The sequence below is a fragment of the Microvirga antarctica genome, from assembly GCF_017921815.1.
Lineage (GTDB): Bacteria > Pseudomonadota > Alphaproteobacteria > Rhizobiales > Beijerinckiaceae > Microvirga > Microvirga antarctica.
On record NZ_JAGEMM010000002.1, the window covers coordinates 739016 to 763993 of the forward strand.

Here is a 24978-nt window from a genome sequence, read left to right on the forward strand (position 1 = left end):
TGCTAGTGCGTGTGACTTGAGCCTGACAGGAGTGCCCGAATGAGCGTCGAACCGCCGCGCCCGCTGGTCGCCGGGAACTGGAAAATGAATGGCCTGAAGGCCCAGACGGCTGTTCTGACCGAGATTCTGGCAGGCTACGTTCCGGCCTTGCGGAGCAGGGTCGACCTCGCAATTTGCCCTCCGGCGACCCTGGTGGGGCGTTTCACAGAGATGGCGGCCGGCTCCGCTATCGGGATCGGAGGACAGGATTGCCACGCGAAGGCGGCCGGAGCCTTCACGGGCGATCTGTCGGCCGAGATGCTGGCGGATATGGGTGCGACCTATGTACTCGTCGGCCACTCGGAGCGGCGCCAGTACCATGGGGAGACCGATTCCGAGGTCGCCGCGAAGGCATTGGCGGCCCATCGCGCCGGCCTGGTCGCCATTGTCTGCATCGGCGAAACGAAGGATGAGCGCGAGGCCGGCAAGACCCTCGACGTGGTGCGCACGCAACTGGCAGGCTCGGTTCCTGACGGCTCGACGAGCCAGAACCTCATCGTCGCCTACGAGCCGGTCTGGGCCATCGGCACCGGTCTGACCCCGACCGCTTCCGACGTGGAGGAGGTTCACGCGGTCATTCGCGCCTCGCTCGGGGCGTTGGTCGGAGCCGAGGAGCAGGGCCGTGTGCGAATTCTCTATGGCGGTTCGGTCAAGCCGTCGAACGCGGCCGAATTGATGGCGGTTCCGAACGTCAACGGGGCGCTGGTGGGAGGTGCGAGCCTGGTGGCGGCCGATTTCCTGGGGATCGCCAACGCCTATCACGCATAAGGCTCGGCCGGAGGCTGGTGCCGGTCGGAATAGGGGCGGGCATAGCTTGCGGGAAATAGGCGCTTGCAGCCCTTTGATCCCGTACACACCTATGCTACAGCCCGGCCAACGAATGGAAAGACGAGCGGTCAGTGCCTTGGCGCGGCCGCTTGAGGTATTTGGAAACGATGCAAACAATCCTCATCATTGTCCACCTGATCATTGTCCTGGCGTTGATCTGCGTGGTCCTGCTGCAGCGCTCAGAAGGCGGCGGCATGGGTCTGAGCGGCGGCGGCGGGGTTTCCGGGTTCATGACCGGCCGCGGGCAGGCCAGTGTGCTAACCCGCGCCACGGCGATCCTGGCGGCCCTCTTCTTCGTCACGAGCCTTGGCCTGACGATCATGGCCGGATGGAGCCGGGCGCCCCGTTCGATTCTCGACGGCGCTGCCCCCGCAGCTCCGGCGGGTCAGCAGGCGCCGGCGGGAACGTCGGGCGGCAACGTGCTCGAGCAGCTTCAGCGCCTTCAGGGCGACCAGCCGGCAGCACCGGCGACGGGGCTCCCCGCACCGACGTCGCCCGCCTTCCCCGCGCCGACCGCTCCGGCGGCTCCGGCCGCCCCGCAGGTCCCCCAGTCGCAGTAAGGCTGACGACCAGGGCCGGAGCTTCCGGCCCTTTCTTTTTGTGGATGGTAATCTCGGTGCTGATTTGGCGTTTGCGAATCGGCACCCTTTCTTTTGGATAGGGGTCCATGACGCGGTACGTATTCATCACCGGCGGCGTGGTGTCTTCGCTCGGGAAGGGATTGGCTTCGGCCGCCCTTGGAGCGCTTCTCCAGGCGCGCGGCTACACGGTCCGGCTTCGCAAGCTCGACCCATATCTCAACGTCGATCCGGGGACCATGAGCCCGTATCAGCACGGTGAGGTGTTCGTTACCGATGACGGCGCCGAGACCGACCTCGATCTCGGGCACTACGAGCGCTTCACGGGTGTGCCGGCCACCAAGGCCGATAACATCACGACGGGCCGGATCTACCTCGACATCATCACCAAGGAGCGGCGCGGGGACTATCTCGGCGCGACGATCCAGGTGATTCCGCACGTCACGAACGCCATCAAGGACTTCGTCCTGACCGGCAACGACGGGTTCGATTTTGTGCTCGTCGAGATCGGCGGCACGGTCGGCGACATCGAGGGCCTCCCGTTCTTTGAAGCCATCCGCCAACTCGGCAACGACCTCCCGCGCGGCCAGGCGATCTACACCCACCTGACCCTTCTGCCCTACATTCCGTCAGCCGGAGAGCTGAAGACCAAGCCGACTCAGCATTCGGTGGCCGAACTGCGCTCGATCGGTATCCAGCCCGACATCCTGCTGTGCCGGACCGACCGCGAAATTCCCCGGGACGAACGCCGCAAGCTCGCGCTGTTCTGCAATGTCCGCGAGACGGCCGTTATCGAGGCGCGCGACGCCCCGTCCATCTATGATGTGCCGCTGGCCTATCACCAGGCTGGCCTCGACGGCGAGATCCTGGCGGCCTTCGGCATCGACGACGCGCCGACCCCCGATCTGACCCGCTGGACGACGATCTCCGAGCGCGTTCACAACCCCGAGGGCGAGGTCAACATCGCCATCGTGGGCAAATATACGGGCCTGAAGGACGCCTACAAATCCCTCATCGAGGCGCTCCATCACGGCGGCATCGCCAATCAGGTCAAGGTCAACCTGCATTGGATCGAAAGCGAGATCTTCGAAAACGAGGACCCGGCGCCGTTCCTCGAAGGCATCCACGGCATTCTGGTGCCCGGCGGCTTCGGTCAGCGCGGCTCGGAAGGCAAGATCCGCGCCGCACGGTTCGCTCGCGAGCGCTCGGTGCCGTATTTCGGCATCTGCTTCGGCATGCAGATGGCCGTCATCGAGGCGGCGCGCTCCCTTGGCGGCGTTCCGACAGCCAACTCCACCGAGTTTGGCCCCACATCAGAACCCGTCGTCGGCCTCCTGACCGAGTGGCTGCGCGGCAACGAACTCGAGAAGCGGGCGGCCGGCGGAGACCTTGGCGGCACCATGCGTCTCGGCGCCTTCAAGGCTTCCCTGACGCCCGGCAGCAAGGTCGCGCAGATCTATGGCGGCACGGAGATTTCCGAGCGGCATCGTCACCGCTACGAGGTCAACATGACCTATCGGGACCGCCTCGAGCAGAAGGGCTTGCGCTTCTCGGGCGTCTCCCCGGACGGCGTACTGCCGGAGATCGTTGAGTACGACAATCATCCGTGGTTCATCGGCGTGCAGTATCACCCCGAACTGAAGTCGCGCCCCTTCGAGCCGCATCCGCTGTTCAAGAGTTTTGTACACGCGGCGGTGGAACAGAGCCGGTTGGTCTGAGCGCGACGCAGCCGCGTCGCCTGGAGATTGCCTCCCAAATCGCCGGACCTCGAGGGTCCGGCGATTTGGCTTTCGCTGACATTTCGTCAGATGATGAGAAAATCCGCTGACGTCAGCGCAAGGCCCTTCTTCAGGACAAGGATCTCGATGGCTTTGCCGGACCCGGAACCGTCGACGTCATAGGTCACGATGCCCGTGGTCTTGCTATAGGCAAGGAAGTCGTCTGCGTCCTGCGCCTTGTCGAGGGCGAAGAAGCCCTTTTTCAGCTTCCCGGGTTTCGCTTCCGAGCCCTGGCCCAGTTTCCGGAAGATCGCGTTGTCGAGCCAGATCGTGTCGTCCTTCACCGAGAAGTCCGCGACCTTGTCACGGTTCGCTGCTTTGCTCGGCTTCGTGTCGAGAACGAAGACGTCCCGTCCTGCACCGCCGGTCAGCATGTCGTTGCCGAGCCCGCCATAGAGTCGGTCGTTGCCGCTGCCGCCATTGAGAGAGTCGGCTCCCGCGCCGCCTTTGAGGACATCGTCTCCGGCTGCCCCGGACAATTTGTCCGCGCCGGCTCCAGCGATAAAAACGTCCGCTGCATCACTCCCGGCGGTGACTTCAACGCCGACGTCGCCCACGTTGATCACGAAGGTCCGTTCCAGCGTCAGTCCAGAAGCATCCGTGGCCCGCGCGGTGATGGAATGGCTTGCGGCCTGCTCGAAATCCAGGAGGAAGCCGTTCTTGACGACAATCTGATCACCGATCAGCGCGAACCGTCCGCCAGCATCATCGGTGAGCGTGTAGGTGGCCTTGTCCCCCGCGTCAGGGTCCTTGCTTGAGAATTTGCCGACGGCAGTCCCCGGGGCGGCAAGTTCGTCAACCGTGAGGCCGTTCGCGGTGAACTCGGTGGGCGCGTCGGCGACGTCCGTGATCGAGACAGTCAGCTTCTTGATGACGGATGCGCCGGCGGCGTCCTCCGATTTGACCCACAGGTCGTGGGATCCGACATCGCCAGCATCCAACGCGGTACGAACGGTGATCGTGTCGCCGGTGATCGCAAAGAGCGATCCGGTGGCCGGCAACGGGTCGCCGGCGGCGTTTGCGACGATCGTGTAAGTATGATTTTCCCCGGTATCGGGATCCTTTGTCGTCAACCTCGCGACGATGGCGCCAACGGCCGCGTGCTCCGTCGCAACCCCGCCTGTCAGCGTGATATCGGTGGGCGCGTCGGCGACGTCCGTGATCGAGAGAGTCAGCTTCTTGATGACGGATGCGCCGGCGGCGTCCTCCGATTTGACCCACAGGTCGTGGGATCCAACATCGCCAGCATCCAACGCGGTACGAACGGTGATTGTGTCGCCTGTGATCGCGAAGAGCGATCCGGTGGCCGGCAACGGGTCGCCGGCGGCGTTTGCGACGATCGTGTAAGTATGATTTTCCCCGGTATCGGGATCCTTTGTCGTCAACCTCGCGACGATGTCGCCAACGGCCGCGTGCTCCGTCGCAACCCCGCCTGTCAGTGTGATGTCGGTGGGTGCCTCGGCGACGTTCGTAATCGAGACAGTCAGCTTCTTGATGACGGATGCGCCGGCGGCGTCCTCCGATTTGACCCACAGGTCGTGGGATCCGACATCGACATCATCCAACGCGGTACGAACGGTGATCGTGTCGCCAGTGATCGCGAAGAGCGATCCGGTGGCCGGCAACGGGTCGCCGGCGGCGTTTGCGACGATCGTGTAAGTATGATTTTCCCCGGTATCTGCATCCGTTGTCGTTAACCTCGCGACGATGTCGCCGACGGCCGCATGCTCCGTCACAGCCCCGCCTGTCAGCTTGATATCGGTCGGCGCCGTAGAGGTGCCTGCCTTGTCTTTGACGACTTCGAAGCCGTTTGCGAAGAGTGTCGCTCGCTGCTGTCTTGAAAGGACAAGGTTCTCGATCGCGAGGCTGTCTGCGCGGCCGATCGCGGCGCGCAACAGTGAGGCCGTGGTCCAGTCGTTAGCGGCGACGCTGGTGCCATCGGGGTCGGTCAGCGAAATCAGGTCAAACCCGGTCACAGCGGTGGCGCTGCTTCTGAGATCGAATGAGCAGCCCCCTGCCAGCAGAAGTGTATTGCTTCCTGCCTTTCCGTCGATAGAGGTGAGGCCATTGAGCCGAGCTGCGTCCGCGATGATCGTGTCGTCGCCCGCCGAGCCTGTGAGGATTTCGAAACCCGCGAAACTTGCGGGCGCGGTCAGATCCAGCGTGCCCGGTCCCGACATCAGCAGCGTGTCGGTTCCGCCCCCTCCCAGCACCCGGTCGCCGGCGTCGAGCCCTCCCGCGACCACGGAGAGCGTTTCATTGGCATCGGTCCCGCTGGCATATTCCGCTCCGGGCCGAAGGCCATTCTCTGGTGGGATGATGCGGCTCAGGTTCGCGGAAGGGACCGAAGATGATGCAGGGTCCGTTACCGAGTTCCAAGCCACCAGCCAGCTTCCATCGGCAAGGCCAATCACATCCGTCGGCAACTGCGAACCCTGCGTGACCGAATTCACGAGAACTTCCGGACCGACCTTTTGCCCAAGGGCATCGTAGCGCTGCTGGTACGTATCTGCCTCAGCGATTTTTTGCGCGAACGATGCCCAAGTGAGGATCCAGCCGCCATCGGCCAAGGCCGCTACCTGAACCTTGTCGTGATAGGTCCCTGAGGCCGTCGCTGCCACCTCGTCCGTGGCCGTTCCGTCGGCAGCGAAGCGCCTGAAATGAACTTCAGGGCGCCCTGTCGCCTGTGATAGCCATGTTGTTATCCAACCATGATCAGCCAGGACAGCCGTGCTGGGCCTAAGAGACCCGCCGGCATCGGTCGCCTCCACATGGGATACGGCGCTTCCGATTCCGGCAGCACTAAATCGTTGCTGAAAGATGCCTTCACTGTTGGTATCCGGCGCGACCCAGGTCGCAATCCATCCCCCATCCGAGAGGGCTGTCATGCATGGTTGGTATCTATTCTCACTGGTTGAAGGAGAGATCTGGGTTTCGCCGCCCACCAGGCTGCCCGCGGACGAGTATCGCTGCATATAGATCGCCTCGCGATTCGTCAGTGGGTCGGGTCCCTGCCAGCTGACGAGCCATCCGCCATCCTCCAATCCGACGATGGTCGAATTACTCTGGTCGCCCGCGGTGGTGGCGTTGACCACCGTCGTCGATTGCTGGACTTTTGCGCCATCGGCAGCGAAACGCTGCTGGTGGATATCGTAGTCTGTACCGGTCCATTTCTCCCAGGAAACGACCCAACCGCCGCCCTTAAGGGCCGTGACATGGGGAGAATACGAACTCCCGCCGTCCGCATTGACCTGTGTCATCTCTCCCACGGGTCGGGAATCAGAACCGTATCGCTGCTGGACGAGTCCGATCGAGGAGGAGTTCTGATTCTGATTGATCCATACAGCCACCCACCCGCCATCGCTCAAGGGCGTGAGATTCGCATTGGCTTGGCCCGGTGTTGCGCTGTTGACCTTGAACTCGCTGGTGATGGTAAATGCCATGGGAAAACGTCTTGTCCTGGGTTCGCTTCGGGAAGTAGATGCGCGGCGGGGAATGGAAGCGACGAGGGGTGGGCGCCTCGACGGCGCGATCATCGCCCCAGTCAAGCTTATGCTTATCAGACGATATAACGTTGGTAAATGCACCCGATCGGGTGGGCCTGCCGACTCCGCCTTGAGCCAAAACAGGAATGTCTCATGCAGCGCCGCATCGATCATCTGGTTGTTGCCGTCCAAGACCTCGACGGAGCGGCGGCCTTCTACGAACGTCTGGGATTTCAGGTCGGCGCCCGCAACCGCCACCCATGGGGGACCGAGAACCGGATCGTCCAGATGCGGACGTCGTTCATCGAGTTGATCACGGCAAGCGCCGGTGTCGCGATGGCGCCGGATGAGGCGACGACATTCAGTTTCGGCGCGTTTGTAAAAAATTATCTCGCCCGTCGTGAGGGCCTCGCCATGCTGGTCCTCGACACCGCGGACGCGAAAGCGGACGCCCTGACGTTTCGCCAGGCCGGCATCGGCGATTTCGAGCCCTTCTTCTTCGAACGGAGCGGACGCAAGCCTGACGGCTCGCCGGTTCACGTTGCTTTCACGCTGGCATTTGCGCAGGCGATTACGGCGCCGCTCGCCGGATTTTTCGTCTGCCAGCAGCACTTCCCGGAAAACTTCTGGAACGCGGCCTATCAGCGTCACGGCAACGGGGCGCAGGATGTGGAGGTCGTGGCCCTTTCCGCTCCGTCGCCGGAAGATATGGAGGCTTTTCTGTCGGCCTTCGCGGGCGTGGCTCCAACCCATCCGGCGTTCCACGATCTCGCGTATCCGCTTGCAGGCGGCGGGCATCTCGACGTCATGACGCCGGATGATGCGGGCGAACTCTATGGCTCGGTAGAGGCGGAGCTCGATCAGCCCGCGTTCGTGGCCTATACCGTGCGCGTCGACGACCTGCATGCCCAGGAACGACGCCTTGCGGATGCCCACATTCCGTTCAGCCGCATGGGAACGCGGCTTGTCGTTCCGGCCAGTGCCGCATTCGGCGTCGCGATCGCCTTCGAAGCAACGTAGTATCGGGCACGAATCGGCGCGATGCCGTCATGTCGCCGCCGTGCTTCACTTTTGCGGATTCTCTGGGGGGAATTTCCATGACTTCGACACTGGCCGGCCTTTTGGATTTCATCATCCTGTTCGTCGTCGCGACGGCGCTCATCGCGCTTTATCTGGCGGTCTACACACTGGTGACGATGCATAACGAGTTTGCGCTCATCCGCCTCAACGTCATTTCGGCCGCCACGGCCCTTGGCCTCAGTCTGGTGGGTTTTGCCCTGCCGCTCGCCAGCGCTATCGTCCATGCGCAGACTATCGTCGATTGCCTGATCTGGGGGCTCGTGGCTTTGGCCGTGCAGATCCTCGTCTATTGGCTGGTGCGGATCGTCATGCCGAACCTGTCGCTGCGCATCGCCAAGGGCGAAATGGCCGCCGCCCTGTTTCTCGGCGCTGCCTCGCTGGCAGCCGGGATCATCAACGCCGCCGCCATGACCTTCTAGCTGTCAGCAGGCCCTTTGCCTGCGAGCGCAAAACGAGGTAGGGGACCCGCCATGACACAGACCCCACAGAAATCCGCGATCGTGACGGCCGGCCATGTTCGGTTTGCCAACCACCTGCCGCTGGCCCTGATTGCCGGTCCCTGCGCCATGGAAAGCCGCGCCCACGCGCTGGAAATGGCCATTGCACTCAAGGAGATGACGACGCGTCTCGGCATGGGGCTCGTCTACAAGTCCTCCTTCGACAAGGCGAACCGGACGTCGGGTTCGAGCGCGCGGGGCATCGGCCTCGATCAGGCCCTTTCGGTCTTCGCCGAGGTGAAGGAAACCCTGGGTCTGCCCGTCATCACGGATGTCCATGCGAAGGAACAATGCGCCCCGGTAGGCGAGGTGGTCGACATCCTCCAGATCCCGGCCTTTCTGTGCCGCCAGACCGACCTTCTGCTCGCGGCAGCAGCGACGGGGCGGGCGATCAATGTCAAGAAGGGTCAGTTTCTAGCGCCCTGGGACATGGTCAACGTGGCGGCCAAGATCACGGATGCGGGCAATCCCAACGTCATGCTGACCGAACGTGGCGTGTCGTTTGGCTACAACACGTTGGTCTCGGATATGCGCGCCTTGCCGATCATGGCGCGCACCGGTGCCCCGGTGATTTTCGACGCCACCCATTCGGTACAGCAGCCCGGAGGTCGCGGCGGAACGACCGGGGGCGAGCGGGAATTCGTTCCGGTTCTGGCGCGCGCCGCCGTGGCGGTGGGCGTCGCCGGCGTGTTCATCGAGACCCATCAGGACCCGGATAAGGCCCCGTCGGATGGGCCCAATATGGTCCCACTGCGCGACCTCGAGGCGCTGCTGGCGCGCCTGCAGGCGTTCGACGCCCTCGCGAAGGCGTGACACAACGGCCGATCGGCCATGACATTAGGTGAGGGCAGGTGTGCGTCCGGGCAGGTCGCCGTTTCGCGGGACCGTGCTAAGCACGACGGGCGCAATGCGTTCCGAGCCCTCACCGACACGGCGTCATGACTCCCCGCAATCTGATCCTGATCCTGGCGACTAGCGGCTTTGCGAGCAGTTTCTCAGGCCGTGCCGTTGATCCTATGGTGGGTGTCATGGCCCGCGACCTAGGCTCCACGCCGTCGACCATCGCGCTTCTCTCTGCCGCCTTCGCCCTGCCTTACGCCATCGTCCAGCCCATCCTCGGACCGGTTGGCGATGCCATCGGCAAGGAGCGGGTGATGCGGGTGGCGCTCACCCTTCTCTTGGTGGCCCTGGCGGGGGCTTCCATGGCGCCCGACACGACCACGCTCTTCGCCATGCGGGTTCTCGCGGGCGCGGCCGCGGGTGGGGCAGTGCCGCTGTCGCTTGCCATGATCGGGGACCGGGTCCCGATGAAGACGCGGCAGGTGGCGCTCAGCCGCTACCTCGTGGCGGTCATTTCCGGACAGCTCGCCGGGTCATCGCTCGCCGGCCTTCTGGCCGATACGATCGGCTGGCGCGGCGTCTTCATGATCTCGACAGGGATGATGGCGCTCGCGCTCGTGGCGACGTTCCTCGGCTTTCGCGGGGCTGCTCCAGGCGGTCCGTTCAACCTCAAATACGCCTTGCAGCGCTATCGGGAGATCCTGTCGAATCCCCGGGCGCTCGCGCTGTTCGGGTTCGTCTTCGTCGAGTCGATGGCGTTCTTCGGGCTCTTCCCCTATCTCGCTCCGCTCATCGAGGATCTCGGCGGCGGCGCCTCCCAGGCGGGCCTCGCGATTGCAGGCTTCGCTGTCGGCGGGCTGGTCTATTCTGTGCTCATCTCCTGGATGCTGCGTGTGCTGGGCATTCCCCGGATCCTGATCGGCGGCGGCGTTGTCGGCGCATGCGCACTCCTGGCCATCGGATCGGCAGCCGACTGGCGGCTCTACGCCGCCGCCATGCTGTTCCTGGGCCTCGGCTTCTACATGCTGCACAACACGTTTCAGGCGCAGGTAACCGAGGTGGCGCCTCATGCCCGCGCCTCAGCGGTGGCCCTGCATGCCTTCTCGTTCTTCTGCGGCCAGGCCATCGGCGTCGTGGCGCTCGGCTACGGCCTCCATCACATCGGATGGCAGGTTTCGCTCGGTCTGGCGGCGGCGGTCGCCCTCGGGGTGGGTTTGACCGCCGCGTTCGTTCTCAGCCGGCCGCCGGCTCAGCCGCGAGCCCTGTAAGGCGAGACGCCCTGGTCGGGCAGAAAAAGGGATTGGGGCATCTCCCCGGTCTGCCAGAATACGTCGATGGGGATGCCGCCGCGGGGATACCAATACCCGCCGATTCTCAAAAAGCGCGGTTGAAGGAGCGCGGCAAGGCGCTTGCCGATCGCCACCGTGCAATCCTCGTGAAACGCCCCATGGTTGCGAAAGCTGTGGAAATAAAGTTTCAGGGATTTGGATTCCACCAGCCAGGGGCCTGGGACGTAGTCGATCACCAGGATAGCGAAGTCGGGCTGCCCGGTCACCGGGCAGAGAGACGTGAATTCGGGGCAGGTGAACCGCGCCACATAATTCGTATCCTCGTGCGGGTTCGGAACCCGGTCCAGCTGGGCCTCATCGGGCGAGGCGGGCAGGGCGCTGGCGTGACCGAGCAGGGTGGGGGCGTCCGTCATGGGATGACCTTGGGTCTGGTGAAGGGACTTGTCTTCCCGTCCTTGCCCGCCCGGCCGTTTCGGTCAATAAGCCGTTCGATGACTTAAGGCCGCATCGGCCGCCCTTCAGCCGCAGGAGCTCACTTGCCATGACCGCGATCATCGACATTCACGCTCGCGAAATTCTCGACAGCCGGGGCAATCCGACCGTGGAGGTGGACGTGACCCTCGAAGACGGGTCCATGGGGAGGGCGGCTGTCCCGTCCGGGGCTTCAACGGGCGCGCACGAGGCGGTCGAGCTGCGGGACGGCGACAAGGGCCGCTATGGCGGAAAGGGCGTTCTGAAGGCCCTCGAGGCGGTCAACACCGAGATCCTCGATGCCATCGGCGGCCTCGATGCGGAGGAGCAGATCCTCATCGACGAGACGATGATCGAACTCGACGGCACGGCCAACAAGGCCCGGCTCGGTGCGAATGCGATCCTGGGCGTCTCGCTGGCGGTCGCCAAGGCGGCGGCCGACGCCTCCACGCTTCCCCTCTACCGCTACGTGGGCGGCACGCAGGCGCGGGTCCTGCCGGTGCCGATGATGAACATCATCAATGGCGGCGCGCACGCGGACAATCCGATCGACTTCCAGGAATTCATGATCCTGCCCGTCGGCGCGCCGACCCTGTCCGAGGCGGTCCGCATGGGCGCTGAGGTCTTCCACACCCTGAAGAAAGCCCTCAAGGACGCCGGCCACAACACCAATGTTGGCGACGAAGGTGGCTTCGCGCCGAACTTGCCGAGCGCCGAAGCCGCCCTCGATTTCGTCATGAAGTCGATCGAGCAGGCGGGCTTCAAGCCCGGGAAGGACATCGTCATCGGCCTCGATTGCGCTTCAACCGAGTTCTTCAAGAATGGCGCCTATCTTTATGAAGGTGCTGGAAAAACCTTGAAGCCGAAGGAGCAGGCGGAATATCTGGCAAAGCTTGTCGGCGCCTATCCCATCGCCACCATCGAGGACGGAATGGCGGAAGACGATTGGGAGGGCTGGAAGATCCTGACCGATCTTGTCGGCTCCAAGTGCCAGCTTGTGGGCGACGATCTGTTCGTGACCAATGTGAGCCGCCTGTCGGACGGCATCAAGAATGGCGTTGCCAATTCACTTCTGGTGAAGGTCAACCAGATCGGCACGCTGACGGAGACTCTTGCGGCCGTCGAGATGGCGCATCGCGCCGGCTATACCTGCGTCATGTCCCACCGGTCGGGCGAGACAGAGGACGCGACGATTGCCGACCTTTCTGTCGCCACCAATTGCGGCCAGATCAAAACCGGCTCGCTCGCCCGCTCAGACCGCACCGCGAAATACAACCAGCTCATCCGGATCGAGGAGGAGCTTGGGGAGCAGGCACGCTATGCTGGCCGGTCCGCCCTCAAGGCCTTCGCCTGACCTGACAGCCGTCGCGCGCCCAAGCATCAAGCCCCGTCGGCGACCCAGCCGGCGGGGCTTCGCTTTGAAGGGGACGTGTCGCGCGGCTTCCCGCGATGCGGACAGAGATCCTAACGCCTTTTTAACCATGGCGACGTACTGGTCATGTCCATGGTCATTCGCAGACGCGCCCGCCGATTCTTGGTTCCCCTCGTGCTCTACAGCCTGTCGGCTGGAGTCGTCGGGTATTTCATTCATCACGCGCATAGTGGGGCGCGTGGTTTCGATGCGCGCGAGCAATACGAAGCCCAGGCGCAGGACCTGACCAACGAACTTGCCATCGTGCGCTCGGAGAGAAGCGACTGGGATCGCCGCATCGCGCTGTTGCGCAGCGACCAGATCGATCGCGATCTTCTCGAAGAACGGGCCCGGATCATGCTCGGACGTGTGCACCGCAGCGATCTCGTGATTATCCTGGGCGAGAACTGAAATTAACGAAGTTTTCTAATCAACTGAAAACGAGTTGATCAAAATTAAAATCATAAAATCAATTACTTGGCGCATTAATTGTATCGTTGAAACAGCCTCGCGGCCCTCTCGATTTCCTTAACCGACTGCGCTACAACTTTCGTCGAGGAAACCCTTCGGAGGACCCGATGGCTGTTGCTGCCCGCAAGGCAAACAAGTCCACGCCAATCAAGAACCCGGCAAGAAAAGCCGTCCCCAATTCGCCCCAGTTCGACAAGGATCAGGACCTCGCCGCCTATCGCGAGATGCTGCTGATCCGCCGCTTCGAGGAGAAGTCCGGCCAGATGTATGGCATGGGACTCATCGGCGGTTTCTGCCACCTCTATATCGGGCAGGAGGCGGTCGTCGTCGGCATGCAGCTCACCACCCAGCCGGGCGATGAGGTCATCACCGGCTATCGCGACCACGGACACATGCTGGCTTGCGGCATGGAGGCGAAGGGCGTGATGGCCGAGTTGACCGGCCGTCGCGGCGGCCTGTCGAAGGGCAAGGGCGGCTCGATGCACATGTTCTCGAAAGAGAAGAACTTCTACGGAGGTCATGGCATCGTCGGTGCGCAGGTGTCGCTGGGCACGGGCATCGCCTTCGCGAACCGCTACCGCCAGAACGGCAATGTCTGCCTGACCTATTTCGGTGACGGCGCTGCCAACCAGGGGCAGGTCTACGAGAGCTTCAACATGGCGCAGCTGTGGAAGCTGCCCGTCGTCTACATCATCGAGAACAACCGCTACGCCATGGGCACCTCCGTCAATCGCGCCTCCGCGCAGACGGATTTTTCCAAGCGCGGCGTCTCGTTCGGCATTCCCGGCGAGCAGGTCGACGGCATGGATATCCGCGCGGTCTACGCTGCCGGGCAGAGGGCCGTCGAGCATGCACGCTCCGGAAAGGGTCCCTATATCCTCGAGATGCAGACCTATCGCTATCGCGGCCATTCCATGTCCGATCCGGCGAAGTATCGCACCAAGGACGAGGTCACCCGCATGCGGGAGGAGCACGATCCGATCGAGCAAGTGCGCCGTCGCCTTCTGGAGAGCTGGAAGCTGTCCGAGGACGAGTTGAAGGCGATCGACAGCAAGGTGCGCGAGATCGTCAACGAGGCGGCCGAGTTCGCCACGCACGATCCTGAGCCCGATCCGTCGGAGCTCTACACCGACATCCTGCTGGAAGCGCATTAAGCGCCTCTCTTCGCCCCTGAGATCTTCGCCGAAGCGGCAACTGGAAAAGAGTCTTCCATGGCGATCGACATTCTGATGCCTGCCCTGTCTCCCACCATGGAACAGGGCAAACTGGCCAAATGGCTGAAAAAAGAGGGCGACCCGGTCAAGCCCGGCGATGTGCTGGCCGAAATCGAGACCGACAAGGCGACGATGGAGGTCGAGGCGATCGACGAGGGCGTACTGGCCAAGATCCTGATCGCCGACGGAACCGACAATGTGCCGGTGAACACGCCGATCGGCGTCCTGGCCATGGACGGCGAGGACGTCTCGACGGCGAGCGCCGCAGCGCCCGCGGCTCCGAAAACCGAAGCACAGGCAGCGCCCACGCCGGATGCGGAAGCTGAAGGTCTCGCCGACCGGTCATCCGCCATGGGGCGCGGACCCGATACGAGTCCGGACGCGGTCCCGGCAGCACCCTCGATCATCTCCAGCGTCTCCGCCCACGACGCGATGGCCGAGATCCCGGAAGGGACCGAGATGGTCACCATGACGGTGCGCGAAGCGCTCCGGGATGCCATGGCCGAGGAGATGCGCAAGGACCCCAACGTCTTCGTCATGGGCGAAGAGGTTGCCGAATACCAGGGCGCCTACAAGGTCACCCAAGGGCTGCTGCAGGAATTCGGCGACCGGCGGGTGATCGACACCCCGATCACCGAGCATGGTTTTGCGGGTGTCGGCGTCGGCGCGGCGTTTACCGGGCTTCGTCCGATCGTCGAGTTCATGACCTTCAACTTCGCCATGCAGGCGATCGACCAGCTCATCAATTCCGCCGCCAAGACGCTCTATATGTCCGGCGGCCAGCTTGGCGCGCCGATCGTCTTCCGCGGCCCCAACGGCGCGGCCTCCCGTGTCGGCGCGCAGCACAGCCAGGACTTCTCGGCCTGGTATTCGGCCGTACCCGGCCTGAAGGTCGTTTCTCCCTATACGGCGGCCGACGCCAAGGGCCTGCTCAAGAGCGCGATCCGCGATCCCAATCCGGTGATCTTCCTCGAGAACGAAATTCTCTACGGCCAGTCCTTCCCGGTCCCCAAACTCGACGACTTCACGGTTCCGATCGGCAAGGCCCGCATTCATCGCGAAGGCAAGGACGTGACGCTGGTCTCGTTCTCGATCGGCGTCAGCTATGCGCTGAAGGCCGCGCAGGAACTCGAGAAGGAAGGTATCAGCGCCGAGGTAGTGGACCTTCGGACCATCCGGCCGATGGACACCGACACCATCGTGGCCTCGGTGATGAAGACCGGGCGCTGCGTCACGATCGAGGAAGGCTATCCACAATCCGGCGTGGGTGCTGAAATCTCGGCGCGGATCATGGAGCATGCGTTCGATTATCTCGATGCCCCCGTCATCCGGGTGACCGGCAAGGACGTCCCGATGCCCTACGCTGCCAATCTCGAGAAACTCGCCCTGCCGAGCGTTGCCGACGTGGTGCGGGCCGCAAAGGCTGTCTGCTACAGGTGATGCTATGAGCGAGCGCAAGTTCGAAGCCCTCACCGCGCCGCCTGACGCGCTCGAGAAGGGCGGTGTCGAAATCCTGCGGGCTTCCGTGGTCGACGGCGCGGTCAGCGTCGCCCTGCGTCGGGCGTTCGACGACCCCTTCACCTGGGGGGTTCTCTTGGTCGATCTCGCGCGCCATGCCGCGCGGGTCTACGCCGCCGAAACCGAATTCTCCGAGGAGGAGGCGCTGGCCGAGATCAGCGCCGGAATCCAGACCGAACTGAACGATCCCTCCGATCCCGGCCCGACCCAGGCCATCAACTGAAACAATCGATCAGGATCCCCAACGCCATGCCCATCAATATCCTGATGCCCGCCCTGTCGCCCACAATGGAAAAGGGCAACCTTGCCAAGTGGCTGAAGAAGGAAGGCGACACGGTCAAATCCGGCGATGTAATCGCCGAAATCGAGACCGACAAGGCGACGATGGAGGTGGAGGCCGTGGATGAGGGCATCTTGGCCAAGATCCTCATCGCCGAAGGCACCGCCGACGTCCCCGTCAACCAGCCGATCGCGGTGATCGCGGGTGAGGGGGAAGATCCGAAATCCATCACGGGTGCGGCAGCCGGCGGGCCCGCTCCCAAAACGGATGCTTCTGCTCCCGCGCCAGCGCCCGAGCCGAAGGCCGAAGCGCCTGTCGCCGTCGCCCCGGCGGTCGCGACACCTGCGGCTGCTCCCGCGCCTGCCGCAAAGCCTGCCGAGCCGAAACCTGCGGGCGAAAGGCTCTTCGCCTCGCCGCTGGCCCGACGCGTCGCCAAGGACTCCGGCATCGATCTCTCGGCCCTCAAGGGCTCAGGGCCGCATGGCCGCATCATCGAGAAGGATGTGCGGGCAGCCGGCCAAGGCGGGGCGGCCCAGGCCCCGGCGACCGCCGTGCCGGCAAGCGCGCCCGCAGTCAAGCCCGCGACAGCACCACTGGCCGCGAGCGCCTCGGCCGATCAGGTCAAGGCGATGTTCGAACCGGGCTCCTACGAGGAGATCGCGCTCGACGGCATGCGCAAGACAATTGCCAAGCGCCTCGTGGAATCCAAGCAGACGGTTCCGCATTTCTATCTGTCGCTCGATTGCGAACTCGACGCGCTGATGGCCTTGCGCGAGCAGATCAATGCGGCGGCCGGCAAGGACAAGGACGGCAAGCCCGCCTACAAGCTGTCGGTCAACGACTTCGTCATCAAGGCCCTGGCAATCGCGCTCCAGCGCGTTCCGGCGGCCAATTCCGTCTGGGCGGAGGACCGCATCCTGCGGCTGAAGCATTCGGATGTGGGTGTCGCCGTCGCGGTCGAGGGCGGGCTTTTTACGCCCATCATCCGCCACGCGGAAACGAAGACGCTCACGGCGATTTCGGCCGAGATGAAGGATCTGGCGGCCCGCGCACGGACCCGCCGTCTGAAGCCCGAGGAATATACCGGCGGTTCGACGGCGGTCTCCAATCTCGGGATGTTCGGCATCAAGAACTTCCTGGCGGTCATCAACCCGCCGCAGGGCACCATCCTGGCGGTCGGCGCGGGTGAAAAGCGTGTCGTCGTCAAGAACGACGCGCCGGCGATCGTCCAGGCCATGAGCGTGACCCTGTCCTGCGACCACCGGGTCGTGGACGGCGCGCTCGGCGCCGAACTGCTATCCGCCTTCAAGGTGCTGATCGAGCAGCCCATGAGCATGCTGGTCTAAGGCTCGCACCGCGACTCAGCGGTCCCATCCATTGGCGGACGGGACGCTCGAGCAAGTTTCACATGCGGCGCTCGTCCGCATCACCCCGCCCCGACCCGTTGCGTGCGGAAAGGGGAATTGGAGGCATCGATGGCAGACCCCTACGACATCATCGTCATCGGCGGCGGACCGGGCGGCTATGTGGCGGCGATCCGGGCGGCCCAACTGGGCTTCAAGACCGCCGTCGTGGAGCGGGAGCATCTCGGCGGCATCTGCCTCAACTGGGGCTGCATTCCCACCAAGGCTTTGCTGCGCACGGCCGAAATCTATCACTACATGCAGCACGCCAAGGATTACGGGCTGATCGCCGAGAAGATCGGCTACGACGCGGCAGCAGTGGTCCAGCGCTCGCGGGGCGTGTCGGGTCGCCTCAATGGCGGCATCGGCATGCTGATGAAGAAGAACAAGATCGACGTGATCTGGGGCGAGGCGACCATCACCAAGCCCGGTGAGGTCGTCGTGACGGCGCCGAAAAAGCCTGCGGTGCAGCCGCAGACGCCGCCGCCCAAGAACACGCTCCCGGCCGGGACCTATCAGGCCAAGCACATCCTTGTGGCTACCGGTGCGCGTCCCCGCGCGCTGCCCGGGCTGGAGCCTGACGGCAAGCTGATCTGGACCTATTTCGAGGCGATGAAACCGGCCGCGATCCCGAAATCGCTGATCGTCATGGGGTCGGGGGCCATCGGGATCGAGTTCGCCTCGTTCTACCGCACCATGGGTTCCGAAGTGACGGTGGTGGAAGTGCTGCCGCAGATCCTCCCGGTCGAGGATGCGGAAATCGCGGCCCATGCGCGCAAGCGGTTCGAGAAGCAGGGCATCAAGATCCTCACCGGCGCCAAGGTCACGAAGGTCGAGAAGGGGGCGGATTCCATTACCGCCACCATCGACGACGGCAAAGGAACCCAGACAATCACGGCCGACCGGATGATTTCGGCGGTCGGCGTCGTCGGCAATATCGAGAATCTCGGCCTGGAGAAGCTGGGCGTCGCCATCGAGCGGGGAACCATCGTGACCGACGGTCTCGGCCGCACCAATGTGCCGGGCATCTACGCCATCGGCGACGTCGCGGGACCGCCGATGCTCGCCCATAAGGCGGAGCACGAGGGCGTCATCTGCGTCGAGACCATCAAGGGTCTCCACACCCATCCGATGGACAAGTTGATGATCCCCGGCTGCACCTATTGCCAGCCGCAGATCGCCTCGGTGGGGCTGACGGAAGCGAAGGCCAAGGAGCAGGGCCTCGACGTCCGGATCGGTCGCTTCCCCTTCGTGGGCAATGGCAAGGCGATTGCGCTAGGCGAGCCCGAGGGTCTGGTGAAGACGATTTTCGATAGGAAGACCGGCAAGTTGCTGGGGGCGCACCTAGTGGGCGCCGAGGTGACCGAGCTGATTCAGGGCTTCGTGATCGCCATGAACCTCGAGACAACCGAGGAAGAACTGATCCACGCGGTGTTCCCGCATCCGACCCTGTCGGAGACCATGCACGAAAGCGTGCTCGACGCTTACGACCGGGTCATCCACATCTAGGCGAGCGGCGCGGTATCGGGGAGCCCGAACCGCGCCGGATCGACTCAGCTGCGGGCTTTGCCGTGGCTGGTGTCAGTCCCCCTGTCCTCGAAGGCGACCACACGCTGGCTTTGCTCGCCAAGCCCCTCGATGCCGAGCTTGATCGTGTCGCCGGCCGCCAGATAGCGCGGCGGCTTCATGGCCATTCCGACGCCGGGCGGCGTTCCCGTGGTGATCACGTCGCCGGGCTCAAGGATCATGAAGTGGGACACGTAAGACACGATCTTCGCCACATCGAAGATCATGGTCCGGGTCGAGCCCGTCTGGCGACGCTCCCCGTTCACATCGAGCCACATGGAGAGGTTCTGCGGGTCAGGGATTTCGTCCCGGGTGACGAGGACCGGCCCCAGCGGCCCGAAGGTCGCGCAACCCTTGCCCTTTGACCAGGTGCCACCGCGCTCGAGCTGGTACTCGCGCTCCGAGACGTCGTTGCAGACACAGTAGCCGGCCACAAACGACATCGCCTCATTGACGGCGACGTAGGACGCCCGGTCGCCGATGACGATTGCCAGCTCGACTTCCCAGTCGGTTTTCACCGACCCCCGGGGAATGACGACATCGTCGTCGGGGCCGACGATGCAGGAGGGGGCCTTGTTGAAGATGATGGGCTCAGCCGGGATCGCCGCGCCGGTCTCGGCCGCGTGGTCCGCATAGTTGAGACCGATCGCGATGAAATTGCCGACACTCCCGATGCAGGCGCCGATCCTCTGTCCGGCTGGCGCGAGTGGCAGCGAGGCCGGATCGATGGCCTTCAGGCGTTCCAGACTGGCGGAGACGAGGACATCGCGTGCGATATCGGGCACGACGCCCGAAAGGTCGCGGATGTTGCCGTCCCCGTCCAACATTCCGGGTTTCTCGTGCCCGAATTCACCAAACCTCAGCAATTTCATCCAGATCTCCTGTCGCAGCGTGAAGGGTTATCGAGCAAAACGCCGTTTGAACGCAACGACCTTTTTTCCCAAGCGCCGATGTTGCGGTTTTGTCACGCGGCTCGTCAAAGCGCGACGACTGCACGGCCGGACCAGGGAGCGACGACTGCAAGCAAAGGCGCGCGAATACAGGCCGGGTCTTGGCCCGAGAAGCAGACGCGCAGATATCGAAGGTAGATACTCCTTAATCGTATAGTATCGGAGGAGATCCTGACTCATGGGGGCGAGCTCTGTGCCGACGGGCTGCTGCAATTCGGAGATTGCGGCGAAAATGCAGCATTGGCAGAGTGGGGACTGCAGCGGATTCGTCCGCCATCAAGAGACGATAGTCCGAGAGGGCAGGAAATTTACATGAGCCATTCGATCCGTTCAGTAGCCTTGGCCGCGATCTCCCTTGCGACCCTCATCAGCGCCCAGAACGGCGCGCAAGCCGGTGCTTTCGCGCTTCGCGAGCAGAGCGCCACGGGGCAGGGGATGTCATTCGCCGGCGTCGCATCCGGTTCCGGCGGCGTTTCGTCGATGTACTGGAACCCGGCGACCATCACGATGGCGCCAGGCTTCCAGTCCGAGTTCCACGCCACGGCGATCATCCCGGAATCCAAGATCAGCCCGATCTACACGATCCCCGGGGGCCTCTCCTCGCTCGGCCCCTCCGGCGATATCGGCCTCGATGCGTTCCTGCCGACCAGCTACTCCAGCTACCAGGTCAATGATCGCCTCTGGCTCGGTCTCTACAGCGGCGCGCCCTTCGGCCTTGCCACCAAGCCGAACGAGATCTGGGCAGGCCAGCTCTACGCCCGCACCACATCGATCTTCTCCCTCGAGGCGATGCCGACCATCGGCTACAAGGTCAATGACTGGCTGTCCGTCGGCGCCGGCGTTCGCGTCCAGTACCTGAAGGTGCGGTATTTCTCGGCGGTCGGGCCGTCGCCCGCCAATCCGTCGCCGCTTGCCGCCAGCGCCGGTCTTGAAGGTGACAATGTCGGGTTTGGCTATTCGCTGGGCGCGACCTTCACGCCCTTCAGCGGCACGGAGATCGGCGTCGGCTTCCGCTCGGCGGTCGAGCACAAGCTCGACGGGTCGTTCCAGTATTTCGGCGTCCCGATCCAGGCCAATCTGATGTTGCCGGAATCGGTCTCCGTCGGCCTCAGCCAGAAAATCGGCGATGCGTTCACGCTGCATGCGACCGGTGAATGGACCAACTGGAGCCGCCTCGGCTCCCCCCGGGTGGTCAATCAGCTGACCGGAGGTCTGCTCGCATCGGCCCCTTATCTTCCGCTGAATTATGAGGATGGCTGGTATTTCTCGCTGGGTGGCGAATATCAGGTCAACACGGCCTGGAAAGTCCGGGCGGGCCTCGGCTACGAGATCTCGCCCATCGAACTCGACAACCGCAACCCGCGTCTGCCCGATTCCGATCGCGTCTGGCTCTCGCTCGGCGCCACCTATGCGTGGAGCGATCAGCTCTCCTTCGATGTCGCCTACACGCACATCTTCTCGGTGGGAAATACCGACATCAACATCGCCCCAGGCAATTCGATCTTCCCGACGCGCGGCGTGGTTTTCGCTGCCAATGTGGACTCGTCAGTCGACCTGATCTCGGCCTCGGTCAAGTACCGGTGGGATAACCCCGCTGTTGCGATCCCGGCTCCGATCGTGCGCAAATACTGACACCCACCAACGTGAACGGACGAAAGGCCGGCCTCGAGCCGGTCTTTCGTTTGAAAGGGTCTCTGGCGGGAGAGATGCCCCCTCGTCCTCGACGAATGGCAGGCTCTGTCAGCTCACGAGAAAATCGGTGTGCGACAGTCTCAACCCTGTCGAGAGTTGCGCGATCACATGAGCCGCCATGGCGCCCGATCCGTCGGGATCATAGGAGAGGAGACCTGTCTGTTCGTCGTAGAGGATGCGATCGTGCGCATCGTGTGCCTGTGACCCCGAGACAAACGCGTCCCATTGGAGTACGCCCCGATGTCCGATCCTGTCGAACACCTGATGGGCGAGGGACATCGTGTCTGTCCCCGGCTTGAAATCCGAGATTGACTCGATCTCTCCGGTTTTCAGCCGCGTGGTGAAGGCAAATGTATCTGCGCCAAAGCCGCCGCTCAGGCGATCGCTTCCCGCGCCTCCATCAAGGTAATCGTTACCGCCAAAGCCCTCTAGCGTGTCGGAGCCGGCGTGCCCGAGGAGCTTGTTGGCGACAGCGTTGCCAGTGAGAACATCTTTGAGTTTGCTGCCGATCGCATTTTCAATCCGGACTCGGTGAGCGATCGTAAAGCCGCCGGCGATCCCCTTTGCTTGCGAGATGAACCCCCCAGCGTGCTCGTCTCCCGGTCGGAGAGTCGCTCCGCGCAGGTCGATCGTGACGCCAACGCCGCTGCCTGCACCCGTGATCGTATCGTTCCCGGCGGCGTCCCAGATGCATGACCATGTGGCACCAGGTCTGCTTACTTTGGGCAAGGCATACAGATTGTCGCTCGTCTGCGTATGCTTGTTGGCCCCGTAAAGCGTCTGCAAGGCGGCGATATCGAGAGCGCCGAGAGACGCCATTTGGCCGTAACTCTTCGTTTTCGGTGCATGATCCCAAGCGCGGTTATAGGACATGACGGTGAAAACCCCTTGGTTCACGTGTCCTGTTCCCTTGTCCTCCGCATCATAGACGCCCGGGAAGCGGGTCGAGTCACCGCTACCGCCGCCATCGTGGGGGTGGGCCAAGCCCATCCCGTGCCCCAGTTCGTGGAGGATGGTGTAGAACCCGGAGGAGCCGGGTTTGAGATTTTTCCAGGTCGGATCGTATTGATTGAAAATACCCCAGCTTTGCTCGGCCGCGGGAGTCTCATGGGCGCCAAGGATGTCGTCCCCAAGCGCGGTTTGCCACCATGCGATGTTGGTGTGCTGAGGAGAGGTGCTCGGCGTGAATTTCAGCCCGCAGACACTCTCATAGAGGGAGAGAGCCGACGCGAAGGCCTGCTTCTCCGTCTGCTTCCACTTTGAAGCCATCTTGTTGAGCTCATCGAAGAACACCCGTCCCTCATGGACTTTGTTTCCGCCCGGATGAATCTCTGCCGCCACCTTGAAATCACGGCGCGACCCAAAGAAGTAGGTGACGGGATCGGCGGATGGATTGGCCCATTTCTCGGCGCCCCAAATGAGGGAATCGATAAAGACGTTGCCGTAGCCTTTGCCGGGAATCTCTCTCACGGTTGCCATTGTCATCTCCTCTCGGTGACCCAACGGATCACCCACTGATGGATAGAACAATGTTGCGCGTGTTTCGTTCGATCGTCCTGTGTCCTTCGACACGCGACAAGATTTCCGGCGCCTCAGCCGTCGTCACCGGTCGCATTCTGGAGGCCCATAAGTCCGCCGGGCCACATCAGCCAGCTTGCTCCACAATCGGGACCGGTGATCTCCTGCGACGCGGCCGTTCGATCAGGACCGCTCCATCACATAGGTGCCGGGGGCATCGGCCAGAGGCGCGAGCTTACCCTTGGCAGGATCGCGAGCCGGGACGCGCTTGGGCGCTTGTTTTTCCACCCAGGAGAACCAGTAGGGCCACCAGCTTCCCTCGGTCTCCGTCGCCTGTGCCATCCAGTCTTTCAGCTCTCCCACAGCCGGTCCACCCGTCCAGAACTGGTATTTCGGCTTGGCGACCGGATTGACCACGCCCGCAATGTGGCCGGAGCCAGCCACCACGAAATCGACTGGCCCGCCGAAGCGCGCCGAGCCGTAAAAGACGGATTGGGCCGGCGCGATGTGATCCTCACGGGTCGCCAGGTTGAAGATCGGCACCTTGACCTTCTTGAGGTCCAGTTTCACGCCGCCGAGTTCCAATTCACCCTTGGAGAGCTTGTTGTCGAGATAGCAATTGCGCAGGTAGAAGGCGTGATTGGCAGCCGGCATGCGGGTCGAATCCGCGTTCCAGTAAAGCAGGTCGAACGGGAAGGGTGCATTGCCCTTCATGTAGACGTTGACCACGTAAGGCCAGATCAGGTCATTCGGCCGCAGCATGTTGAAGGCATTGGCCATGTGGCTGCCCTCGAGATAGCCACGTTTCTTCATGGTTTTCTCGAGCGCGCCAATTTGCTCCGCATTGGCGAAAACCTTCAGGTCGCCCGAAAAGGTGAAGTCCACCTGCGCCGTGAAGAGCGTCGCGCTGTCGATGCGCTTGTCGCGTTTGGCCGCCATGTAGGCAAGCGTCGTGGCCAACAGGGTCCCTCCGACACAATAGCCGATGGCCGTCACTTTCTTCTCGCCCGTCGTCTCCGCGATCGCGTCGAGGGCCGCAAAAATGCCCTCGCGCATATAATGCTCGAAGCTCTTCTCGGCATGCTCCGCCCGCGGGTTGACCCACGAAATGCAGAACACCGTCAGGCCCTGCGAGACCGCCCAGCGAATGAAGCTCTTCTCCGGGTTGAGATCGAGGATGTAGAACTTGTTGATCCAGGGCGGGACGATCAAGAGCGGCCGCTTCAGGACTTTATCCGTCGTGGGAGAATATTGTAGCAACTCCATGAGATCATTCTGAAAAATGACCTTTCCGGGGGTCGTTGCGACATTGACTCCCACCTTGAAAAAGCTCGGATCGGACTGGCGGATGCGCAGCGACCCTCCGCCAGCCTCGATGTCCTCGGCCAGCATAGCGACACCCCGGACCAGGTTGGCGCCATTGTGGTGAAGGGTCTCGCGGATCAGCTCCGGATTGGTGAGGAGAAAGTTCGACGGGGACAGGGCGCTGGAGAGTTGCTTGAGATAGAACCGCGCCTTCTGTCTGGTGGGTTCGTCGACGTGCTCGGCGCCTTCGACCACATCGTCGGCCCATCGCGACGTGATGAGATAGGCCTGCTTCAGAAAGTCGAAGACCGGGTTCTGGGACCATTGCGGGTCCTGAAACCGCGAATCCTTCGGCTCCGGGCGCGCCACAGGGTCAGCCGCATCGCCCTGCGCGCGCTTGAGCGTCGATGTCCAGAGATCGAAGAACTGCGTCCCGAGCCGGGTCTGGGCCTCAAGCGTCTTGGTGGGGTCGGACATCCATGATTCGGCAACGTGGCCGAAGGTCTTGACGGCCTCGGCTGCCTCCTCGGAAAAATTCGACGGAGTCGAACCCTCTTGCGAGGGTTTCAAATACGCAGCCGTCGCTTTACCCACACCATCCAGAAACAGCGCCACATTGCGGGAAAGTTCGTCGAAATCGGGCGATTTCAACGTCGGCTTGTCCGGTCCCGGCGGCTTGTCCATCAGGCGATCTCCCTCAGGTGCCCGCAGGCATTGCTCCTGGGCCGCGTTTCCGACATTTTAGCGATTGAGGCATCATACATG

General features: G+C 63.1%; 20 protein-coding genes. 15 read left to right on the forward strand and 5 right to left on the reverse strand.

Translation table 11 applies throughout. The annotated features are described in order from the left end of the window. The first annotated feature begins 39 nt into the window (after positions 1 to 39). The 3 genes from tpiA (at position 40) to pyrG (ending at position 3163) form a co-directional block, all read left to right on the forward strand. A complete protein-coding gene (gene tpiA / locus J4G32_RS10690; protein WP_210490798.1) occupies positions 40 to 807 on the forward strand; it encodes a triose-phosphate isomerase in 768 nt (255 codons plus the stop codon). A gap of 167 nt (positions 808 to 974) precedes the next feature. After that, positions 975 to 1427: a preprotein translocase subunit SecG gene (gene secG / locus J4G32_RS10695; RefSeq protein ID WP_210490799.1), complete on the forward strand. Its 453-nt coding sequence runs from the start codon at positions 975 to 977 to the stop codon at positions 1425 to 1427. 107 nt (positions 1428 to 1534) lie between these two features. After that, positions 1535 to 3163 carry a CTP synthase gene (pyrG, locus tag J4G32_RS10700; protein ID WP_210490800.1) on the forward strand — a complete coding sequence of 543 codons (1629 nt, stop codon included), beginning with the start codon at positions 1535 to 1537 and terminating at the stop codon, positions 3161 to 3163. 86 nt (positions 3164 to 3249) lie between these two features. Here pyrG and J4G32_RS21770 read toward each other — a convergent pair whose 3' ends face one another. Further along, entirely contained in the window at positions 3250 to 6882 is a 3633-nt protein-coding gene (locus tag J4G32_RS21770; RefSeq protein ID WP_281413547.1) for a hypothetical protein, read from the reverse strand. On the opposite strand from J4G32_RS21770, the gene J4G32_RS10710 reads away from it, so the two are divergent. From J4G32_RS10710 to J4G32_RS10725, 4 genes are all read left to right on the forward strand, one after another. Continuing rightward, the gene (locus J4G32_RS10710; RefSeq protein ID WP_210490801.1) at positions 6862 to 7728 is read left to right on the forward strand and encodes a VOC family protein; all 867 of its coding nucleotides are present in this window, start codon (positions 6862 to 6864) and stop codon (positions 7726 to 7728) included. The two genes, J4G32_RS21770 and J4G32_RS10710, sit on opposite strands and share 21 nt — an antisense overlap. A gap of 77 nt (positions 7729 to 7805) precedes the next feature. Next, entirely contained in the window at positions 7806 to 8207 is a 402-nt protein-coding gene (locus tag J4G32_RS10715; protein ID WP_210490802.1) for a DUF350 domain-containing protein, read from the forward strand. Positions 8208 to 8258: 51 nt separating this feature from the next. Beyond that, positions 8259 to 9098 (forward strand): 3-deoxy-8-phosphooctulonate synthase, encoded by an 840-nt coding sequence (kdsA, locus tag J4G32_RS10720; protein ID WP_210490803.1) that lies wholly within the window; start codon positions 8259 to 8261, stop codon positions 9096 to 9098. 125 nt (positions 9099 to 9223) lie between these two features. Beyond that, a complete protein-coding gene (locus J4G32_RS10725; RefSeq protein ID WP_210490804.1) occupies positions 9224 to 10393 on the forward strand; it encodes an MFS transporter in 1170 nt (389 codons plus the stop codon). Here J4G32_RS10725 and queF read toward each other — a convergent pair. Further along, positions 10375 to 10827: a preQ(1) synthase gene (gene queF, locus J4G32_RS10730; protein WP_210490805.1), complete on the reverse strand. Its 453-nt coding sequence runs from the start codon at positions 10825 to 10827 to the stop codon at positions 10375 to 10377. The genes J4G32_RS10725 and queF overlap by 19 nt on opposite strands. Positions 10828 to 10955: 128 nt before the next feature. Between queF and eno the strand changes: the two genes are divergently transcribed. From eno to lpdA, 7 genes are all read left to right on the forward strand, one after another. Further along, positions 10956 to 12239 carry a phosphopyruvate hydratase gene (gene eno / locus J4G32_RS10735; RefSeq protein ID WP_210490806.1) on the forward strand — a complete coding sequence of 428 codons (1284 nt, stop codon included), beginning with the start codon at positions 10956 to 10958 and terminating at the stop codon, positions 12237 to 12239. A gap of 150 nt (positions 12240 to 12389) precedes the next feature. Beyond that, positions 12390 to 12707, forward strand: coding sequence for an FtsB family cell division protein (locus J4G32_RS10740; RefSeq protein ID WP_210490807.1), 318 nt, complete (start codon positions 12390 to 12392; stop codon positions 12705 to 12707). A 167-nt stretch (positions 12708 to 12874) separates the two neighbouring features. Then, a complete protein-coding gene (gene pdhA / locus J4G32_RS10745; RefSeq protein ID WP_210490808.1) occupies positions 12875 to 13921 on the forward strand; it encodes a pyruvate dehydrogenase (acetyl-transferring) E1 component subunit alpha in 1047 nt (348 codons plus the stop codon). A gap of 57 nt (positions 13922 to 13978) precedes the next feature. Then, complete coding sequence (locus J4G32_RS10750) at positions 13979 to 15421, forward strand: pyruvate dehydrogenase complex E1 component subunit beta (RefSeq protein ID WP_210490809.1); 1443 nt, start codon at positions 13979 to 13981, stop codon at positions 15419 to 15421. Positions 15422 to 15425: 4 nt separating this feature from the next. Continuing rightward, positions 15426 to 15722 carry a DUF5076 domain-containing protein gene (locus tag J4G32_RS10755; RefSeq protein ID WP_210490810.1) on the forward strand — a complete coding sequence of 99 codons (297 nt, stop codon included), beginning with the start codon at positions 15426 to 15428 and terminating at the stop codon, positions 15720 to 15722. A gap of 26 nt (positions 15723 to 15748) precedes the next feature. Beyond that, positions 15749 to 17125: a pyruvate dehydrogenase complex dihydrolipoamide acetyltransferase gene (locus tag J4G32_RS10760; RefSeq protein WP_210490811.1), complete on the forward strand. Its 1377-nt coding sequence runs from the start codon at positions 15749 to 15751 to the stop codon at positions 17123 to 17125. Between the two features lie 129 nt (positions 17126 to 17254). Continuing rightward, complete coding sequence (gene lpdA / locus J4G32_RS10765) at positions 17255 to 18691, forward strand: dihydrolipoyl dehydrogenase (RefSeq protein ID WP_210490812.1); 1437 nt, start codon at positions 17255 to 17257, stop codon at positions 18689 to 18691. A gap of 44 nt (positions 18692 to 18735) precedes the next feature. On the opposite strand, the gene J4G32_RS10770 is transcribed toward lpdA, so the two are convergent. Next, a complete protein-coding gene (locus J4G32_RS10770) occupies positions 18736 to 19620 on the reverse strand; it encodes a fumarylacetoacetate hydrolase family protein (protein WP_210490813.1) in 885 nt (294 codons plus the stop codon). A gap of 390 nt (positions 19621 to 20010) precedes the next feature. Between J4G32_RS10770 and J4G32_RS10775 the strand changes: the two genes are divergently transcribed. Further along, the gene (locus J4G32_RS10775; RefSeq protein ID WP_210490814.1) at positions 20011 to 21330 is read left to right on the forward strand and encodes an OmpP1/FadL family transporter; all 1320 of its coding nucleotides are present in this window, start codon (positions 20011 to 20013) and stop codon (positions 21328 to 21330) included. Positions 21331 to 21438: 108 nt separating this feature from the next. Here J4G32_RS10775 and J4G32_RS10780 read toward each other — a convergent pair whose 3' ends face one another. Beyond that, positions 21439 to 22869, reverse strand: a complete 1431-nt coding sequence (locus J4G32_RS10780; protein ID WP_210490815.1) for a M10 family metallopeptidase — start codon at positions 22867 to 22869, stop codon at positions 21439 to 21441. Positions 22870 to 23091: 222 nt separating this feature from the next. After that, entirely contained in the window at positions 23092 to 24897 is a 1806-nt protein-coding gene (locus J4G32_RS10785) for a PHA/PHB synthase family protein (protein ID WP_210490816.1), read from the reverse strand. Positions 24898 to 24978: the final 81 nt, after the last annotated feature.

Coding starts and splice junctions, on each gene's coding strand:
- J4G32_RS10775 (WP_210490814.1), top strand. CDS start 20,011: ATGAGCCATTCGATCCGTTCAGTAGCCTTGGCCGCGATCTCCCTTGCG.
- J4G32_RS10785 (WP_210490816.1), bottom strand. CDS start 24,897: ATGGACAAGCCGCCGGGACCGGACAAGCCGACGTTGAAATCGCCCGAT.
- J4G32_RS21770 (WP_281413547.1), bottom strand. CDS start 6,882: ATGATCGATGCGGCGCTGCATGAGACATTCCTGTTTTGGCTCAAGGCG.
- pdhA (WP_210490808.1), top strand. CDS start 12,875: ATGGCTGTTGCTGCCCGCAAGGCAAACAAGTCCACGCCAATCAAGAAC.
- lpdA (WP_210490812.1), top strand. CDS start 17,255: ATGGCAGACCCCTACGACATCATCGTCATCGGCGGCGGACCGGGCGGC.
- J4G32_RS10750 (WP_210490809.1), top strand. CDS start 13,979: ATGGCGATCGACATTCTGATGCCTGCCCTGTCTCCCACCATGGAACAG.
- eno (WP_210490806.1), top strand. CDS start 10,956: ATGACCGCGATCATCGACATTCACGCTCGCGAAATTCTCGACAGCCGG.
- pyrG (WP_210490800.1), top strand. CDS start 1,535: ATGACGCGGTACGTATTCATCACCGGCGGCGTGGTGTCTTCGCTCGGG.
- J4G32_RS10710 (WP_210490801.1), top strand. CDS start 6,862: ATGCAGCGCCGCATCGATCATCTGGTTGTTGCCGTCCAAGACCTCGAC.
- kdsA (WP_210490803.1), top strand. CDS start 8,259: ATGACACAGACCCCACAGAAATCCGCGATCGTGACGGCCGGCCATGTT.
- secG (WP_210490799.1), top strand. CDS start 975: ATGCAAACAATCCTCATCATTGTCCACCTGATCATTGTCCTGGCGTTG.
- J4G32_RS10780 (WP_210490815.1), bottom strand. CDS start 22,869: ATGGCAACCGTGAGAGAGATTCCCGGCAAAGGCTACGGCAACGTCTTT.
- J4G32_RS10760 (WP_210490811.1), top strand. CDS start 15,749: ATGCCCATCAATATCCTGATGCCCGCCCTGTCGCCCACAATGGAAAAG.
- J4G32_RS10755 (WP_210490810.1), top strand. CDS start 15,426: ATGAGCGAGCGCAAGTTCGAAGCCCTCACCGCGCCGCCTGACGCGCTC.
- tpiA (WP_210490798.1), top strand. CDS start 40: ATGAGCGTCGAACCGCCGCGCCCGCTGGTCGCCGGGAACTGGAAAATG.
- J4G32_RS10740 (WP_210490807.1), top strand. CDS start 12,390: ATGGTCATTCGCAGACGCGCCCGCCGATTCTTGGTTCCCCTCGTGCTC.
- J4G32_RS10770 (WP_210490813.1), bottom strand. CDS start 19,620: ATGAAATTGCTGAGGTTTGGTGAATTCGGGCACGAGAAACCCGGAATG.
- J4G32_RS10715 (WP_210490802.1), top strand. CDS start 7,806: ATGACTTCGACACTGGCCGGCCTTTTGGATTTCATCATCCTGTTCGTC.
- queF (WP_210490805.1), bottom strand. CDS start 10,827: ATGACGGACGCCCCCACCCTGCTCGGTCACGCCAGCGCCCTGCCCGCC.
- J4G32_RS10725 (WP_210490804.1), top strand. CDS start 9,224: ATGACTCCCCGCAATCTGATCCTGATCCTGGCGACTAGCGGCTTTGCG.